Genomic DNA, 15,132 nt, shown 5'->3' with positions numbered 1-15,132 from the left:
CTGCGTCGCCGAACCGCTGACTACGCGACCTGCGCGCCAGGGCGTTTGAAGACCTGCTGGCCGTGCCAGAGGACGAACGTGGGGTCGATGGTGGGCCGTCCGGGCCTGGGGTGCCCAACCGGCTGGCCATGAAGAGCGTCAATGGCCTGCCCCGACTGGCTGCGTGCGACGTACAACTGCGAGACCTGGATCCGCAGATCAGGCAGAAGACCCAGCACACCGACATCGAATAGGGTGTGGTGGAGAGAGCACAGGGCCAGTCCGTTGTGCACCTCATCCGGACCGTCCTGGCTGTGCCACCGCACATGCGCCGCCTCCAGGCCCACTGGATTCCGGCCCAGCGCACCGTCGAACCCGCAGAATGCGCACGCGTATGCATAGGCGTGCAGCACCTCCTCGGCGAACCCGGCGCGCCGCTTGCGCCGCTTCCGCTCCGCCGACCCGTATCCCGCCTCGTCCAGCCCGGACAGGTCCAGGCCGACCGCATCGCAGATGGGCGCCTCCAGCGCCGGGGTGAAGTGCTGCTCCAGCAGGAGCCGTACGACCGCGGCCAGCGTGCTGGGCTCGGCCAGCAGCTTCTCGACCTCGGGACGCAGTCGGCCGTGGGCCCCCCGGGCTCGCAGCGGACTACCCCGCTCGGAGACATCCGGGCCGATAGCGTTGCTGTCTCGGTCCCGCAAGTCCCACAGCTCGCGCTCCAGATGCACGAACGGCATCGCAGCCCGTTCCCGCGCCCGCGTCGGGCTCGTCACGACCGGCCCGAAGTCGTTGATCAGCTGGCTGACCGGCTCTTCAGCTTCGTCGTACGTGACCGCCGTGCTGCCCGATTCAGCGAACCTCCCCAGCAGCCACAGCACGAGCAGCGGCTTGTGCGGAGCTCGGCGGCCGCCTATCTGCGCCCGCCGCAGTCCGGACAGGGCGCTCATCAGTTCGTCACGCGCCATCACAGACGTCACCCTGCCTTCTCATGGAAAGGCCAAGTATGCAACGGCCAACCGACGGCCGACCCGCCCGGGCCGCCCCGTTCCTGAAGTGCTGCTTGTAGCCGGATGCGGCCTATCGCGCTGCTGCGCAGGCGGCCTCAAGGGCCGCGATCGCGTCATCGATTTCGGTGTTGAGGCGCTCGACGATCTCGAGTATCTCGCGAGACCTTTGCCCAGGAGTGGGCACCCAGGCCAGGTAGACGCAGCACCTGGGCATACGCACCGAGCTTCCGCCCTACCCATCACACCCGGGGGACGGAACGCTGATGTGCTTCCCTTCCTGAGCCGGGGCCCGGGCAGAAGCTATGCCGCTCCCATGACCTCGCCGACCACGCGGCCGACGTGATCACGGACTTCGTCCGCGGGGACGTACGAGAGTGCCTTCTCCAAGGACTCGGCGGCGGAAGCGAACTGGCCCTCCTGCTGGTGCAGGTGGGCGTTCAGAAAGGGAACCACAGCACCCGTGGCGTCGCGGCGGGCCTGCCGTGCGTACAGCATGGTCAGAGCGAATGCCCAGCAGGCGTGAAGGAAGCCGAAGACGGGACGCGGGGTACCTCGCCAGGGGGAGTAGAAGGTCACGTCGGCGGGGAGGCTGACGTCTTGCGCGGCCAGGGCGTCGTTGAGCCAGTTGTGGGCGGCCTCGTGGATCAGGTCGCGTGCCAGCACCTCGGGGTGGGCGGTGTAGTCAGTGAAGACGGTGCCCGGGAGGCGAGTGAGGGCCCAGCTGTGGAGGGTCTCGTCCAGTCGGCGGGGGCTGAGCAGGCAGATTACGGGGGCGTGCTGGGTGAGCAGCGTGCCGAAGCCGTGCTCGGTGGCGGAGGCAAGGGCGGCATGGACGAGGGCCTGGGCTTTGTGCGGGGCGGGGATGGTGTCGGGGCGGACGAGGTAGTAGGCGGTTTCGGAGATCTCCGAGCGGAGAAGGTCCGCGGGGCGCGGATTGAGGATGATGTGCGAGCCGGCGGACAGGTGGGTCAGGTCTTGCGACGTCGTATTGCGGTACCAGGCGAGGCGGTCCGCGTCCCGGGAGCGCGCGGCCTCTTCGGCGCCTTCGAGTAGGTGGTGGGCCACGGCGTAGTCGAGGGCGGACGAGCCGAGGCGGTTGCCGAGTACGGAGGCGATGCGGCTGGTCCGGAGCTGCTGGTGGCCGGCGATGCCGTCGAGGGTGACCAGGGCTTCCGGGGAGAGGGTGCTCATCCAAGCTCCAGGGGGTGGAATGGGGGCCGGACCCGGCTGGTCCGGCCCCCGTGGCGGTCAGGACGTGGCGGTGGGCGCGGTGGCGCCGGGCTCGGCCGTGGCGGCGAGCCACCTCTCGGTGGCCGCATTGGAGGTGTGCGCGGTCGTGCGCACCGTGTCGCTGTCGCGCAGGGACGCAACCGCCTCCAGGAACTCGTCGAACGTCTTGTCGTCTGCCACTGCTCGCTCTCTCTCCTCGTGATCGGGGCCGTGGGTTGTGTTGAGGGCGATGCGGGCGGGCCGCGGGGTCCGGTCATGGCGCCGGGCTCCCTAGTCAGAGACGAAGAGGGTGAGGAACTTGCGTACACGGCCGATGCGGACAGGCTCGGTGCCGTGTACGAGCTGGCTGCCGAAGACCACGAGTGTTCCGGGAGCGGGTGAGACGCTCCATCGGGTGCGGGGCATGGCGAGAAACCAAGGCGAGGACATGTCCGTCCCGTCATGTACGAAGCGCATTCCCGGGGCGTAGCCCGACTCGGCCGGTGCCTCGTCGGCGACCCAGGGGGCGTCGCTGCCCGAGGTCTCGACGTAGAACGCGCCGCCGGTGTTGTGGGTGTCGGTGAGCGTGATCGTGGCGGCGGCGATCTGGCGGGGCCGGGCGAGCGGATCGGGGGCGATGCCGTCGGCGTGCGGGGTGATGTACTGGCCGGCGGCGTACTCGAGGTAGATCCACGGTCGGTGGCCGGTGACCGACGGCAGTGTGCGGGTGACGGCGGCCATGTGGTGCTTCAGGGCCTGGTCGAGGAGAGTGGTCGCCTCGTACGGGATCTCGGTCATTTCGACCCGGCCGGCCGGTTCGTAAACCTCCTGTGCCTGGGCGGGAGCGTGGCCGGGGATCTCGTGGATCGTGGTGCGGCGGGTCGTGCCGTACCGGTCGTGCCCGAGGGAGCCGAGTGTGTCGTCCATGACGCGGTTGAGGCGCTCGATCTCGGTCGGCGCGAGGAAGCCCTCGACGGTACGGATGGACAGCGTCTCGGCGATGTGAATCACTGCTGGCCTCCGTCGGCAGGATCGGCGCCGGCCGTGCAGCCGCAGCCAGTGGACGGCGGAGCGGGGGGCGTCTCGGCCAGGGCCTCGGTGAGGACCTTCACGGCTCGGTCGAGGTCCCGGAAGTACTCCGTAGACGTCGCCTCGGTAACCGGAGCGAGATGGAGGTCGAGCGTTGGATACCCCCGGCCGGTGGTGCGGCACGTGAGCTCGCTGCGGCCGAGAACCAACGAGCACGTCCTGGGCAGGGAGGACTCGGCCCGGCCGGCGGCGCGGCACAGGCGCGCCGCTGTCTGCGTGTACTCTGCGCGGTCGCGCGGCAGGATACCGACCGAGAGGAAGCGGGGCTCGGCTCCGGGGAGGCCGTCGTAGGTGTGGCCCTGACAGCTGTCATAGGTGACGGTGTTCCAGCCCGTGGTGAGCGCGTCGACGACCGGACGGACGCCGGGCTCGATGCCCTCGTACCACTGGGGGTGCTGCGGGTCGAGATCGTCTGCCTCGTGCATGCCGGGGAGCCCGACCGTGTTGATGTTGCCGTGGGCGCCGACCTGGAGGCGCGCGGTCGGGCGGGGCGCGGCGGGGTCGTCCCACCGGGCCAGGAACGCCGCGACGTGGTGCATGTCATTGGGGCGGATGGGGCGCCATCGCAGTCGGGCGCAGGGCGCGCCGGGCTGGAGGTCCGGCTGGGCGAGGATGGCGGCGACGCCGTCGATCAGGCGCATGCGGTGGTCGCAGTACGCGTCTTCGTCGCCCGCGGCGGCGAAGCGGAGGCGGACTGCCGGGCAGCCCGCGCTGCAGGTGTCGCGGTAGTCGCAGGTCGTGCACTTCGTGACCAGGGAGCGTGCCTGCCGGAGCAGGGGAGAGCTGCCCTGGGCGTCGGCTACGTCCGCCTCAGTGTGTACGTCGCCGAGCGCGGTGAGGCCGGCCTGCGGCCAGGGCAGTTCGTCGCAGCTTCCCAGGCGGTCATCGGGATAGAGGGTGAGGACGTGGTCGCACTTCAAGTCGGAGAAGTGACAGGAACGGGTCCGCAAACCCTTTAGACGGCGGATGACAGAGACGACGGGCTCCAGCTTGATGCGGCGGAACAGGCCATTGGCGACCCAGTGGTGGGCGGCCTCCAACACGAAGTCGGCGTACTGACGAGGCGTGACGGCCCAGGCCGGGCCGGTGGGGCCGATGGCCCGTCGCTGGAGTGCCCGACTGGTCGGCGCACGGGATCCGACCACCGTGGTCGGCCGGCTGACCGCCGCGTCGAAGCACGGCACAAGGCTGACCGTCGTCACGGTGGGGAAGGAGGCGAGGTGCTCCATGACCTCGGACGCCCGGCCGAGGACGTACGGGGTGACCGCGCAGATGACGCCGACGCGGCGTTCCCGACGGCCGAGGAGTTCCAGGGCTTCGACCACTCGGGCGTAGGTGGGGCGGCCGTCGTAACCTACGCGCCACGAGTTCCCGAGCGCGTCCCCGTCGAGGGAGATGCCGATCTCCAGCTCCGGGCAGTGCCGCTCGAACAGGTCCAGCCAGGCGTCGTCGAGCTGGAGGCCGTTGGTCTGGAGGCTCACGCGGATGACGTTCGGCTGTGCGGCCAGCGCGTCCAGGATCTCCGCGATCCGTTCCCGGCCGGCGGTCAGGGGCTCCCCGCCGTGGAGTTCGACGCTGAGTGGACGCCCGGAGAAGATCGAACCGAGGCGGTGGACCTGTCCCGTGCTGATACGGGCGCCGCCCGGTGACTCCTTGCGCTTCTCGAAGCAGTACAGGCAGTCGATATCGCAGGTCTCTCCCCGCAGCTTGAGGATGACGGAGACCGCCGTGTCCGGCCCGGTGCTCGACATTGGGGCGTAGAGACTCTCCAGGTCCATGGGGGTGGTGCGGGTGACGGGCATCAGAGACCTCCCGAGGAGGAGAGGCGCGGTCTACGCGCCACCGGTGGAAACCGTGGACAGCCACCCGAGAAGCTGTCCGCCGGTGATGGGGATGTGGACGTCGCCGCGGCGAAGGAACCATCCGTCGGCATACCGCTGGGGCAGCCAGCTGGCGTCAGGGGCACCCAGGTTGGGGGGCGTCCGCAGCGGGTCGTTGACGGGCCAGCAGCCCAGGAGCGCTCTGGTCACTCGTCGCTGAACCGGACGGAACCACTCCCACGTTCCTGCGCCGGCCGGGTCGATCGGCGGACGGGACGGAGCGCTGGCGAGCAGCGGCAGCCACTTGTCGCCCAGGACCGGATGCCCGGCCGTCGCGCACTCGAGCGCGGTGAGGCAGCTCTCCAGCTTCCGGCACACGACGCCGACGGGTTCGGCGAGGCCGTCCTCGACGAGGCCGATCAGGTCCTCGGCAAGACTCGCCGCGACCTCGGCCTGGTCGGCGACCGCCCAGCGTCGGTAGCCCTGGCGCTCCCCGGGGGCGAGCACCGGATCCCAGCGTCCGGAGCCGTACGAGAGAGCGGTGCGCAGACACATGAGGTCGTGCATCGAGGCGCGTACCTGGCGGAACGATCCGAGATCGTCGCGGTGGACGTCGAAGGAGCGGAGCAGATGACGGAGTTCCTCGGCTCGTTGCGGCGCCGTCGCCTGGAGGTCGACACGGACGCCGTCCACGATGCGTGACTCCCACGCCGGAAGGGCGCCGTCCACGATGCCACGCAGGTCGATGTCGCTCGCCGCGTGGGCGAAGCCGCAGGCGAGGGCTCCCTCCAGCCAGACCTCGCGGGCCTCACCGGATGCGAGCAGCGCCTGGGCGACCCTGTCGGCGATCTCCCGGCGCCGTCGTGCCGATGGGTTCACCGGTGGCCTCCTTCGATCAGGATCTTGTCGTCGGCGGTGATCTCCCTGAGGAGTCCGACGGCCCATCGGTCGAGTGCGCCGCGCACGTCGGAGCGCTGGGCGCCGATGTGGGGCGAGGCCAGGAGGTTGAGCGGCGTCGTGGAGCCGGTGAGGAGCGGCAGGTGCTCCCGCTCGACCGGGTCGAGGGCGAGACCCGAGAGCCTCCCGTCCGCCAGTGCCCGCAGGCAGGCCGCGACGTCCAGGGTCTCCAGCCGCCCGGCGCAGATCAGCAGAGGCCGCTGCGGAGCGACGCGCGCGAGAAAGTCCTCACCGATGAGCTGTTCGGTCGTGGGGCGCAGCGGCAGAGCGATCACGTGTACCTGCGACTGCTTCATGAGTGCTGTCTGCGACAGCTCACGCAGACCGGGAGGGTTCGATGGCCACGCAGCGAAGGCCGTGCGGCCCACGTAGGGGGCGAGGGCCCAGTCGGCGGCCTGTCCCACCGGGCCCGCGCCCCAGATCCCTGTGGCCAGGGTGCCGAGTGACGCGCCCATGCACGCCTGCTTCTCGTGTTGGCCGAGTAGCAGCGCGTGCTGCCCCAAGGGGATCCGCCGGGCCAGGGCGAGGGCAGCGGCGAGGACCCACTCGCCCACGGCGCCTGCGCCGGCCTCGAGGTTGCGGTGCAGTGTGATGCCATGGTGCCGGAGGGCGCTCACGTCGATGTGGTCGATGCCGGAGCCGGTCCGTACGACGTGCCGCAGACGAGGGAGCGCGTCGAGCTCCCGCTCGCCGAGACGGACGCCGGAACGCAGGACGAGCACGGCCGTGTCGGCGGGCGGAGGCGAGTCCAGGTCCGGCAATTCGTGTACGAGGACATCGGGCAGGGCGCGGCGGATCGCGCTTGCGTCCGCCGCACCGCGTAGCACCAGGACAGCGCTCATCCGAGGAACTCCGGCTTCTCGTACCGGCCGAAGGCGAGATCACCCTCGCCGACGACGACGGTCACGGGCGACGGCTCCGCGAAGTATGCGTCGCAGGCGCGCTTCACCCCCGGGAGCCCGTCCCAGGCCCGTGGACTGACCGCCGTGTCCGCGTAGTCGTCGACGAGTAGCACGCCCGTCGGCATCAGGCGGGTGACGCAGTGCGTGAGTCCCGTGAGGGTCGAGTCGTAGAAGTCGCCGTCCAGGTAGGCGAACGCGATCTCGTCGGGCAACTCTTTGGGAAGGGTCTCGTCGAACCATCCCGGGTGGATGACCGGCGCTGGCCTGCCCCAGGCCGCGTGCGTGGCTCGCACGTCGTCCGGGGATGACCGGAGCTCGCCCGCTGCCAGATGGTCCGAGTCCTCGGCGCCGGGCGCGGGCATGCCCTGGAAGGAGTCGTAGACGTGGATCTCGCGGTCGCTGTCGCCCAGCGAGTCGAGCACGCTACGGATCCAGAGGGCCATCGCGCCCCTGTAGCAGCCGAGTTCCACCACGGCGCCCGGCACGCCGCGGATGGTCAGGTTGGCGAGCTCGTCGGCGATCACTCGGAGCCGGTCGGCACAGACCGTCCCGGAGTGTTCCCGCAGCAGCCACTCCCGCAGATCCTTCAACGTCGGATACATGAAGGTCACCACCTGTCCACGAAGGGGTCGGCGAGTTCCCCGCGCAACGCCGCCGACAGCGGGCGGTGGATCCGGGGCAGCAGGTACACGTCGCCCAGACGTTCCAGCGGAACCCACTCGAAGCCCACCTGGATGGGGTCCGGCGGTTTCGGCATGCGCGGCTCGGCGTCGTCCACCTGCTCCGCGAGGAAGTTGAACTGAACCTTCTGCACGTCCCCGAACTCGCCCTGCCACGACTCGGGCACGTACTCGACGACGCACAGCAGACGCCGGGCCACGACCTGCAGACCGGTCTCCTGCGCGACCTTGCGGTTCATGGCCTGGCGCAGGTCCTCGCCGACCTGGGCCTTGCCGCCCGGGAGGTTGTAGTGGAACCCGGCCTCGTCGTCGTACGACAGCAGCAGGACGGCGCCGTCGCGCACGATCGCCGCCTTCACGGAGACACTGATCCGAGGCAGTTCGGGCGTCAGAGGCACGACAGCGCCTCCGGTTCGCCGACGCGCATCAGCTCGCCGACTTCGGCGAGGGACCCCGCGACGGTGGAGCGGAAACTCCCTCCGCGCCGGAACTGACGGGCGGCGGTGCGCATACCCGCGAGGGCGGCACGGCTGAGCTGGTTCGCGTAGATGCAGAGGCGGAAGCCGGCCTCGCCGAGCTCGGCGGCGCTCAGGTCGGGGAACGCCGTGGGCACGCTGACCAGCGGTACGCCGTGCCTCCACGCACCTCCGATGGCCCGCGCCTGATCACCGGTCGCGTCCTTGGAGTGGATGAGTACCGCATCCGCTCCGGCCTCGCCGTACGCCTCGGCGCGGGCGATCGCCGTGGCCATGTCCTCGCCGGCGATCAGGGCCTCGGTGCGGGCCACGACCACGAGGCCGTCACCGGCGACCTTCCGTATGCGCCCTACCTGCTCGCACAGCAGGTCCCGGTCGGCCAGGGTCTGGGCCCGGTGGGCCGCGAAGCTGTTGCACTTCGGGTACGCGCTGTCCTCGACACACACCGCCGCGGCTCCGGCGCGCATCAGGTCGGACGCGAACCGCTCCGCCGTGCGCCCCGAGCCGCCCGCGTTGTCGATGTCCACGATGACGGGCAGCTCGGTGACGCGGCCGAGCGAGGCGACGACGTCGGACAGGTCCCGGGGGCCCAGGACGTTGGCGTCCGGCAGCCCGGAGGCCGCGGACACCTCCAGACCGCTCACCCACAGGGCGTCGAAGCCCGCCTCCGCCGCGACGTGCGCAGCGAGTGCGTTCACCGCACCGATTGCCAGGAGCGGGTGCTTCCGCGCGCTGTCTTCGAGGGCCTCACGCAGATGCATCGCCTTCGTGTCGTCAGCCATGAGTCTCTCCTCCTTCCGCGTGGGCAGCGAGCGACGGCACCAGCTGCCGTTCGCGCAGTACGTCCCAGGTCGCGAGCAGCACCTCGGACCGGGGCCGGCGGGCGTCCAGGCGGACCACATCGCCGAGGAGCGGGAACGCGTCGGGCTTCGTGACCACGGCCTCGTAGGTCTCGCGAACCCGGCTCTGGACGTCGTGCACGTCCCAGTCGGCCCGGACGGCGTCACCCTGGCGGGCCTGCGCCCGGCTCATCGAGGCGTCGGTCTCCAGGTCCAGGACGACCGTGAGATCGGGGGCCACGGTGAGGTGCGCGGCCAGCGTCTCGTACGTCTCCGATGCCCTCATGCCGTGCTTCACCGCGAAGAAGGCCAGCTCGCTGAGGAGCCAACGATCCGCGATTACGGGCCGGGTCGGCCGCTGGAGGAGGACGAGGCGATCCAGCGTGGCCCGCTTGTCCGCCGAGATCGCGGACAGGTAGGCGTCACGGTTGCCGGCGTTCGGCTGGTACTTGCCGGTGACGATGGCGGCGGCCTGGTCGGCGGCGAGGAAGTTGGTGGTGAGCACGCACAGCGGGGTGACGCCGTAGAGCCCCTCCCAGAGCCGGAACAGGCCCTTGCGCAGCGTCGTCTTGCCGGTGCCGTCGAGCCCCTCGATGACGATGAACGGATAGCGGTGGTTCATTCGACCTGCCCCGCCCCCGTGCCGCCGGCGTACTTGGTGAAGCGGCCCCGCCAGCGGGCCGTGGTGGACACCAGGTCCACGAGCCGGAGCTCCGCCACCTCGTCGATGAGGCGGGGCAGCTCGGGCTCGGCGCAGATGCCGGCCTCGATGGCCCGGCAGGACGCGGCGCGGAGGTCCAGGTCGTCGTCGGAGTCGCGCAGCGCCGCCTCCAGCACCCGCGTGGCCATGCCGTGGGCCACGACGCCCACCGCGGTACCCAGGGCCTGTTCATGCAGCGGGCCCGGGTGCGGTTCCAGCGTGATGTGGTGCACCCCGCCATGGCGGATCACCGCGAAGAAGCCCACCCACCACGCGGCGGCGGCGCTGGCGGCGGTCACGGCGTCGGACCAGGCCGCCCCGGACTGCTCCGCGAGGATGCTCTGGGCAGCGGTGTCGGCGGCGCGGTGAAGTGCCCCGCGCTGGTTCCGCGACTCCGCTCCGTGCTGCTGGGGCAGCTGCCACCAGAAGCCGAGCCCGGCGTCCTCCAGCAGCGCCGTCGCGGACTCGTCGCCTGCCGCCAGCGGGGACGGGCGCTGGGCCAGCACGGAGACATCGGCGCCCGGCACGTCGGGCAGCGTCTTCTTCTCGGCGACGGCAGCCCGCCATTCGTCGAGATGGAGATGGAGCCGCTGGGTCAGCAGCCCGTCCGCCAGCGTCTGCCATGCATGGGCCAGCGGCGGCGAACCGGGGGGCCTTGGCGGCAGGGTCAAGGAGGTCACAGGTGGATCCTCACGTCCGGGGAGTCGCGGCACGCGGCTCCGGTCGGTGGTGCTCCACCACGATGGCCGCCACGAAGGCCCACGCCTATGAGTGTTTATGAGCCCCACCAGCGGAACGTGTCCGGGTGGTCGCAGAGCGAGGGAGAATGCCGACCATGGTCGACGGCGGACAGCGGCGGTGTACGCGCTGCGGTGTCCTACTCAGTCGCTTCAACGCCGGTACACGATGCGCCTCGTGCCAGGACGGGCCGGCCGCCCGACGGGCCGACCCGGCCTTCTGGCGTGATCCGACGGTCCGGCGAGCCGTGGCCGCATGGGAACTCGGCACCGTCGTCAAGCTGTTCAGGAAGCACACGGGCCTCTCCCAGGCGGGCGTGGCGCGGATGGTCAGCATCGACCAGGCCGAGGTCAGCAGACTGGAACGTGGCCTCAAACGGATCCGCGACCGCCGGCAGTTCGTCCAGTGGACCGATGCACTGGGAGTTCCGGAGGAGCTGCTCGGGCTCCTGCCCACGGCCGATCCGCACATTCCGGACTCCGCGGGCCGACGGGGGACGGCGGACAGCGGCGCCCGTGGGTACGCGGCGCTGCCCGAAGGGCCGGGCCAGCTCCTGTTACCCGCCGGCCGGTCCGTCGCGACGACGGCGCTTCCTGTGCTGACCCTTCCGGCCGCCTCCTTCCTCGGGGACAGCCTGAGACTCGACTCCCGCCCGGAGCTGGACGCCTGGCGCACCATGCCGATGCGCGCGCTCGTCGTCGCGAACCGCACGGTGGACGGGGCCGTACGGCAGTTCGTCACCGACGCCCGACCGAGCGGCGTACGCGGCACCGCCTCCGACCCGGTCGACATTCCCGCTGCGTATGAACTGGACGACCTGACCTACGGCATTCTGTGGGCTGTGTCGGGATTCGAGGCGGCACTACTGGGTGATGATCAGGCACTGCACGCGTCGTTGGCGTCGCTTCCCGCTGCACCTGGCTCTCCCGTCGCCTCCGATCAGGGCCTGACCGAAGTCTCCCGGATGCTGATCGGCTCGGAGACCTGCGCCCGGTACATCCTGGGGCACCGCGACCACCTGGCCGACGAACCGGTCTTCTGGACCAGGGAACAGCGCGGGGAGGAGGCCGCCACGTGGTTGTTCTTCCGACACAAGTACCGGTATCTCGAACGCACGGCACCCCGACAGCCGGGCGGTGCCAGCGGCCGGGGGTTCTGCGTCCCCGAGACAGCGGTCGCCTCCTCACCCGCGTACGAGCGCGTCCTGCTCTTCCTCGCCCTCGCGCTCATGGAGTCCTTCGGTATCCGTACCTGGGTGACCGACGACGGAAGCTTCGCTCACACCGACGGCTTCGCCCTCTCCCAAGGACGCAGGGCCCTAATCGCCACCTGGGTACGAACCGAGGGGGCCTCCCACCTCGCGATCACCGCGCGGCCGGGAGCCCTGCGCACCCTCGCCGACGTGACCGGCCACGCGAGCCACCGTTCCGTCACCGCAGCCGAACAACCCGGAATGCGACTGGCGGCCACGGCGGAGTACCTAGGGCTCGACGCCTCCTGGCTCGGTCGCCGGTGCGCACAGTTGTCGGCCGTCGGCACGGAGCGGCTCGCCCGGCCGCGCAGCCGGTTGCTCGGCCTCGAAGGGCTGGAGGCCGCTTGCCGGTTCGTGGCCGAGCAGCTGGTGATCATTCCGCGTACCCGGACGGCGCCGACCAGATAGCCTGCCTGAACCACTCGTGAGGCCGAGCTCGGCGGCGTCCGGACAGGGGAGCAGGGGATATGACGGATTCTGTCAGGAACGTGGCGGTCTTCTCCCTCGGCGGCACGATCGCCATGACCACCGATCCCACCAGCGGAGGCGTCGTACCCGCGCTCTCAGCCCACGAACTCCTCGCTGCGGTACCCGCCCTATCCACGAACGGCATCGGCCTCAAGGTACGGGACTTTCGACGTCTGCCCGGCGCCTCCCTGACTTTCGACGACCTCACCGTACTGTCGGCCGCGATCACGGCGGAGCTGGAGACCGGAGACGTCGAGGGCGTCGTCATCACCCAGGGCACCGACACCATCGAGGAGACCGCCTTCCTCCTCGACCTCTACCACGGCCACGAGCAGCCGCTCGTCGTCACCGGCGCGATGCGCAACCCCACCATGCCCGGCGCCGACGGCCCGGCCAACCTCCACGCCGCGGTCCTGGCCGCCGCCGATCCCGGCCTCAGGGGCGCTGGCTGCCTCGTCGTACTCGGCGACGAGATCCACGCGGCCCGGACTGTCCGCAAGTCCCACACCACCAGCCCCGCCGCCTTCACCTCACCGGCGTGCGGCCCGATCGCCAGGATCGCGGAGAACCGGGTGCGGATGACAGGCGGCCTGCCGCGCCGCGGACCGCTGATCGGCGCCCCCACCCGCCAGGCGCGCGTCGGGCTGTACACCGTCACCCTCGGCGACGACGGCGCCTTGCTCGACCTGTGGGGCGGCAATTGCGACGGACTCGTGGTCGCGGCCTTCGGCGTCGGCCACGTCCCGGAGCCTCTCGTCGAAGGGCTCACCAAGCTCGCGTCCCGCATTCCCGTGGTACTCACCTCCCGTATCGGCAACGGCCCCGTCCTGTCCGACACGTACGGCTTCCCCGGCTCCGAGAAGGACCTCCTCGACCGAGGGCTCATCGGTGCCGGAGACCTCAGCCCGTATCAGGCGCGGCTTCTGCTGCACGCCCTGCTCGCCCAGGGCGCCGATGGGGCGGCGGTTCGCAAAACCTTCACCACCGCCTCCGCCTGCTGATCCCACCTCTTCAGGAGACACCCGCACATGCGCGCTCACGAGCTGACCGTAGGCCGTACCTTCGGCGTCACCTTCGATCACGGGGAGGACTTCTTCGAGGCGCTGTCCTCCTTCTGCCGGGACAACGGCGTGCGGCAGGGCTACATCCCCTCGTTCATCGGAGCCTTCGCGGAGGCCGAGATCGTAGGCGCCTGCGAGAAACTCGCGGACCCGGACGCGCCGGTCTGGGCGAAGACGTACGTCACCAACGTCGAGGCGTTCGGGGCGGGCACCCTCGCCCACGATCCCGTCTCCGGCGAGATACTCCCGCACATCCACGTCTCCGCCGGCCTGAAGGCCCAGTCGGCCGACGGCAGGACGAGCCACCTCCTCAGCGCCAAGGTCCAGTTCCTCAGCGAGCTGCTGATTGTGGAGGTCACGTCACCCACAATGACCCGGCCCCGGAACCCCGATCTCTACGACGTTCCGCTGCTCACGTTCGGCTGATCGGAAGGAGTCGGCGGAGCCAGGGGTGGTCCGGCGCAATCGCCTTGATCGCGTCTGCCAGCCAGGCGCGTGCCGGAGCGTCCAGCAGCGGCAGTACCGCTCGGAAGTCGGTCTCGTCCTTCTCTCGGGTCGCCTTCGCCTTGTAGAAGAGCTGCACCTCGGGCGCGAGATACGGGATACCCGCCTCGCTCGTTCGCCCGAGCCTGTCGATCGGTAGCCGGATCGCCGCGTCGCGCCGCGAGACCCACTGGGTGCCCTGGGCCTCGTCCAGCATGAGCTGGATGGACCAGGGGGCCTCCGGCCTGCGGCGGCACCAGATGTCGTGGAGCGGCGGCTGAAGGACCTCTCCGGGACGCCACGGTCGCAGCTTCCCCTGGCCGGGCGGGTCCGCCACGTGCAGGTCCCAGTCGGCCAGGAGATCACGTACGAGGGCCTGGTCGCGGCGGAGGACGAGGACGTCGAGGTCGCTGTGCGGGCGCAGTTCACGGCCGGCCGCGAGCTCGATCGCGTATCCGCCGGCGATCCACCACGGGAAGTCCGCCTTGGCCAACACCGCGGCCACATCCTCGGGACGATCCGGCACCCAGCGCCCCAGCACGTCAGCACTCACCCGTCCATACTCGCAGCGCCCAGACCGGCGGAGGCGAACGCCGACGGCGGGTCGACGCACCGGCCGGAGCGCCTGTCCGGTGCTCATAAACGCCCATGAGCATCAGGGGCACCGGCGGCGATCGTTGAGTGCGTGACTCACGTCCGGCCTCGTGGCTGGGGTTTGAGCCACGATCTTCCCGGGGCCGCACGCAACCCGACGTCAAGGTGCGTCCTGCGGCAGTACGCCCCTCGGCGGTGTACTGCCGCACTTCCGCGACCGCATCGGACCCCCGGGAGGGCCACCGACGCCACCCACAGGAGGTCCGCAGCCCAATGATCAGCGCGCCGTCCACCGCCCTCGGCCTCGTGTACCGCTGGAACGATCACACCATCAACCCGACCGGCGAAGCCCGGGCCGTTCTTAGAGTCCGGCAACACCATCAGCGAAGGAGCTCTCGCGGTCTCCGAGCTTGTGGCGAACGCGCACGAACACGCCTGTGGACCGTACGAGATGCACCTTCGCTCGTTCGGAGGGAGGTACGTCTGCGAGATCCACGACGGGGAGCCCCTCCTCCCTGCGGACCTGTACGTCGCTGCCGTGCCCTCGGCGAACGCCGAACCGGTGGAGGGTGTGAGCGGGTTACTCGCTGAACGCGGGCGAGGTCTGCGCATCGTGAACGAGTTGGCCCGGGGGCAGTGGGGGTTCCTCGTCACGGAATGCGGCACCAAGGCAGCCTGGGTCGTGCTGGCCGCGGGATCCGCTGCGACGCCGCCCGACGGCACCCATCGAGATCGCCTTTGCGCTGATTGGGCAAGCAACGGTGATGCGGGAGCAGAACGCTGACGGGTCCTGGCCAATGAGCGCGACCATTGTTTGGCCCCGCCTGCCTCCTGCCTCCTGCCTCCTCGCCGCCACCGCGAACGCTCACCGTGGCGGC

General features: G+C 70.5%; 17 protein-coding genes. 4 read left to right on the top strand and 13 right to left on the bottom strand.

What is annotated here, in order from left to right; translation table 11 throughout:
• Positions 1 to 20: 20 nt before the first annotated feature.
• The 12 genes from ACF08N_RS04170 to ACF08N_RS04115 all read right to left on the bottom strand — a co-directional run bounded on the left by ACF08N_RS04170 (position 21) and on the right by ACF08N_RS04115 (position 10,338).
• A complete protein-coding gene (locus ACF08N_RS04170) occupies positions 21 to 944 on the bottom strand; it encodes a phosphorothioated DNA-binding restriction endonuclease (RefSeq protein WP_392323031.1) in 924 nt (307 codons plus the stop codon).
• Between the two features lie 342 nt (positions 945 to 1,286).
• Positions 1,287 to 2,177, bottom strand: coding sequence for an aKG-HExxH-type peptide beta-hydroxylase (locus ACF08N_RS04165; protein ID WP_392323030.1), 891 nt, complete (start codon positions 2,175 to 2,177; stop codon positions 1,287 to 1,289).
• Positions 2,178 to 2,234: 57 nt separating this feature from the next.
• Positions 2,235 to 2,396 carry a hypothetical protein gene (locus ACF08N_RS04160; RefSeq protein WP_392323029.1) on the bottom strand — a complete coding sequence of 54 codons (162 nt, stop codon included), beginning with the start codon at positions 2,394 to 2,396 and terminating at the stop codon, positions 2,235 to 2,237.
• Between the two features lie 90 nt (positions 2,397 to 2,486).
• Positions 2,487 to 3,206, bottom strand: a complete 720-nt coding sequence (locus ACF08N_RS04155) for a 2OG-Fe(II) oxygenase (protein ID WP_392323028.1) — start codon at positions 3,204 to 3,206, stop codon at positions 2,487 to 2,489.
• Entirely contained in the window at positions 3,203 to 5,086 is a 1,884-nt protein-coding gene (locus tag ACF08N_RS04150) for a radical SAM protein (RefSeq protein ID WP_392323027.1), read from the bottom strand. Before ACF08N_RS04150 ends, ACF08N_RS04155 begins: the two co-directional genes overlap by 4 nt.
• 30 nt (positions 5,087 to 5,116) lie before the next feature.
• Complete coding sequence (locus ACF08N_RS04145; protein WP_392323026.1) at positions 5,117 to 5,983, bottom strand: hypothetical protein; 867 nt, start codon at positions 5,981 to 5,983, stop codon at positions 5,117 to 5,119.
• Complete coding sequence (locus tag ACF08N_RS04140) at positions 5,980 to 6,903, bottom strand: NAD(P)-dependent oxidoreductase (protein WP_392323025.1); 924 nt, start codon at positions 6,901 to 6,903, stop codon at positions 5,980 to 5,982. The genes ACF08N_RS04145 and ACF08N_RS04140 overlap by 4 nt, the downstream gene beginning before the upstream one ends.
• Positions 6,900 to 7,565 carry a TylF/MycF/NovP-related O-methyltransferase gene (locus ACF08N_RS04135; RefSeq protein WP_392323024.1) on the bottom strand — a complete coding sequence of 222 codons (666 nt, stop codon included), beginning with the start codon at positions 7,563 to 7,565 and terminating at the stop codon, positions 6,900 to 6,902. The genes ACF08N_RS04140 and ACF08N_RS04135 overlap by 4 nt, the downstream gene beginning before the upstream one ends.
• 5 nt (positions 7,566 to 7,570) lie before the next feature.
• Positions 7,571 to 8,041, bottom strand: a complete 471-nt coding sequence (locus ACF08N_RS04130) for an NUDIX domain-containing protein (protein ID WP_392323023.1) — start codon at positions 8,039 to 8,041, stop codon at positions 7,571 to 7,573.
• The gene (locus ACF08N_RS04125; RefSeq protein WP_392323022.1) at positions 8,032 to 8,901 is read right to left on the bottom strand and encodes an isocitrate lyase/phosphoenolpyruvate mutase family protein; all 870 of its coding nucleotides are present in this window, start codon (positions 8,899 to 8,901) and stop codon (positions 8,032 to 8,034) included. The genes ACF08N_RS04130 and ACF08N_RS04125 overlap by 10 nt, the downstream gene beginning before the upstream one ends.
• Entirely contained in the window at positions 8,894 to 9,580 is a 687-nt protein-coding gene (locus tag ACF08N_RS04120; protein WP_392323021.1) for a dTMP kinase, read from the bottom strand. Before ACF08N_RS04120 ends, ACF08N_RS04125 begins: the two co-directional genes overlap by 8 nt.
• Positions 9,577 to 10,338 carry a hypothetical protein gene (locus ACF08N_RS04115; RefSeq protein WP_392323020.1) on the bottom strand — a complete coding sequence of 254 codons (762 nt, stop codon included), beginning with the start codon at positions 10,336 to 10,338 and terminating at the stop codon, positions 9,577 to 9,579. Before ACF08N_RS04115 ends, ACF08N_RS04120 begins: the two co-directional genes overlap by 4 nt.
• A 305-nt stretch (positions 10,339 to 10,643) precedes the next feature.
• Here ACF08N_RS04115 and ACF08N_RS04110 point away from each other — a divergent pair, with 305 nt between their 5' ends.
• Genes ACF08N_RS04110 through ACF08N_RS04100 form a run of 3 tightly spaced genes read left to right on the top strand, consistent with a single transcriptional unit; the run spans position 10,644 to position 13,603 of the window.
• Complete coding sequence (locus tag ACF08N_RS04110) at positions 10,644 to 12,056, top strand: helix-turn-helix domain-containing protein (protein WP_392323019.1); 1,413 nt, start codon at positions 10,644 to 10,646, stop codon at positions 12,054 to 12,056.
• Between the two features lie 59 nt (positions 12,057 to 12,115).
• Entirely contained in the window at positions 12,116 to 13,117 is a 1,002-nt protein-coding gene (locus tag ACF08N_RS04105) for an asparaginase (RefSeq protein WP_392323018.1), read from the top strand.
• 27 nt (positions 13,118 to 13,144) lie between these two features.
• Positions 13,145 to 13,603 (top strand): PPC domain-containing DNA-binding protein, encoded by a 459-nt coding sequence (locus tag ACF08N_RS04100; protein ID WP_392323017.1) that lies wholly within the window; start codon positions 13,145 to 13,147, stop codon positions 13,601 to 13,603.
• On the opposite strand, the gene ACF08N_RS04095 is transcribed toward ACF08N_RS04100, so the two are convergent.
• Positions 13,590 to 14,213, bottom strand: a complete 624-nt coding sequence (locus ACF08N_RS04095; protein WP_392323016.1) for a nucleotidyltransferase domain-containing protein — start codon at positions 14,211 to 14,213, stop codon at positions 13,590 to 13,592. The genes ACF08N_RS04100 and ACF08N_RS04095 overlap by 14 nt on opposite strands.
• A 363-nt stretch (positions 14,214 to 14,576) precedes the next feature.
• Between ACF08N_RS04095 and ACF08N_RS04090 the strand changes: the two genes are divergently transcribed.
• Entirely contained in the window at positions 14,577 to 15,038 is a 462-nt protein-coding gene (locus ACF08N_RS04090; RefSeq protein WP_392323419.1) for an ATP-binding protein, read from the top strand.
• Positions 15,039 to 15,132: the final 94 nt, after the last annotated feature.

This window comes from Streptomyces sp. NPDC015127, assembly GCF_043080095.1.
Taxonomy (GTDB): domain Bacteria; phylum Actinomycetota; class Actinomycetes; order Streptomycetales; family Streptomycetaceae; genus Streptomyces.
Note: the sequence above shows the minus strand (reverse complement) of the source record. Positions and strands in the feature narration are given on the sequence as shown.